This is a genomic window from Antarctobacter heliothermus, assembly GCF_900188425.1.
Lineage (GTDB): Bacteria > Pseudomonadota > Alphaproteobacteria > Rhodobacterales > Rhodobacteraceae > Antarctobacter > Antarctobacter heliothermus.
Genome location: NZ_FZON01000138.1, coordinates 1 through 1,638, shown reverse-complemented (window position 1 = coordinate 1,638; position 1,638 = coordinate 1). Strand labels below are relative to the sequence as shown.

Genomic DNA, 1,638 nt, shown 5'->3' with positions numbered 1-1,638 from the left:
TGTAGCTCGGCGGGATCGGTCTGCTCATGCAGGACAGCTACCACGCTGGATTCACGAGATGAATCCCTCAACCAGCCTTTGCGCAACAAAGCCACGGAGAGAGGCCGGCGTCGGTGGGAGAACGACAAGAAAAGTTCTCCGGCGTAGTCTACGCCCCTTTTGTTGTTCGAAACCTGGTTGAAGGGTTGCTTTCAAAGGACCGTCGGGATGTGCGCTTTAGCATACGGGACGGGGATCAGGTGATTTACGATGAATTTGGCACTGACGAGCCTCTATATGATGCCGATCCCATGTTCTCAAACACCGTAGAGCTGGAAATGTATGGTCGAACCTGGGTCGTCGAGATCAAGACCAATTTGGCATTCCGCAATCAGAACGGATACGATCAGCCTACATTGATCCTTGTCGGGGGATTGGTGATTGAAATCCTGGTGATTTCCATGCTTGCGATGATGGCGCGGTCCAATCTCAAGGCGCACACCTACGCACATCATCTGACAGAAGAGCTGCGCGCCAAGACCGAGCACCTTGAATATGCCAATTCCGAGATTGAGCAATTCGTTTACATCGCATCCCATGATTTGAAGACCCCGGCGCGCGGGATCGGATTTCTTGCGGATGTGATCGAAGAGGATCTTGAAGAGATCATTGGTCCACTAGAAGATCACGCGGAAATAAAGACGCAACTCAACATGATCCGCGAACGTGTCGGCCGAATGAATGACCTGACGAAGGGGATCATGGAATTTTCCCGCGTCGGCAGCGACTGTGACGAAGGTGAGACACAAGTTTCGATAGCAACAATTGTTGATGACTGTGTTGCAGACTTCGAAGTTGACCCCTCCCAGATCCATCTGACATCAAACATCGACACGATACACTTCGACAGTCAGAGTTTTCGCCGCGTGCTGGAAAACCTAATCGGCAACGCCTTCAAATACCATCCTAACCGTCACGCGGCGCGTGTGGATCTAACAGTCGAGGCGGCGGATCAGAGGCTGAAAATCTCTGTCAGGGATAACGGGAACGGTATTGCACCAGAATTTCACGATAGGATCTTCGAAGTTTTCCAAACACTTCGGAAGGCGGGCGAACCGGAGAGCACTGGTATCGGGTTGGCCATTGTCAAGAAGGCCGTGACTCGACACGGCTACGATATTTGCGTGAAATCCTCGCCTGGAAACGGGGCAGATTTCATATTTCATTGGCCGATTGGTCGTGGTGCAGAGGGTCGTCCATTGCAGAAGGTTGCATAACATGAACCGTCAAATGAATATCCTGCTCGTCGAGGACAACACGCTCGATGTGATGATGATTCAGCGCGCCCTGTCCAGAATCGCTCCGGATGCGGTGGTAACCCGCGCCGAAGACGGTATCGAGGCGCTGGAAATCATCAATTCGGGACGGACGGCCAATCCCTTTTTCATCCTTCTGGACATAAACATGCCCAGGATGAATGGACACGAATTCCTCAAGGAACTGCGCACGACCGGGATTGCCTCTGACAGCGTTGTCTTCATGTTCACGACATCTGACAGTGTGCAGGGGCTTTGTTGCGCAAAGGCTGGTTGAGGGATTCATCTCGTGAATCCAGCGTGGTAGCTGTCCTGCATGAGCAGACCGATCCCGCCGAGCTAC

2 protein-coding genes are annotated in these 1,638 nt (G+C 52.5%); both read left to right on the top strand.

The window, feature by feature from the left end:
* The first annotated feature begins 62 nt into the window (after positions 1-62).
* Positions 63-1,256 (top strand): sensor histidine kinase, encoded by a 1,194-nt coding sequence (locus CHB90_RS25870; RefSeq protein WP_089280554.1) that lies wholly within the window; start codon positions 63-65, stop codon positions 1,254-1,256.
* A 1-nt stretch (position 1,257) separates the two neighbouring features.
* Positions 1,258-1,572, top strand: coding sequence for a response regulator (locus tag CHB90_RS25865; protein WP_089280553.1), 315 nt, complete (start codon positions 1,258-1,260; stop codon positions 1,570-1,572).
* The last annotated feature ends 66 nt before the right edge of the window (positions 1,573-1,638 follow it).

Bases quoted from the DNA above. Each gene is read 5' to 3' on its own strand.
- CHB90_RS25865 (WP_089280553.1), top strand. From the start codon at position 1,258: ATGAACCGTCAAATGAATATCCTGCTCGTCGAGGACAACACGCTCGAT.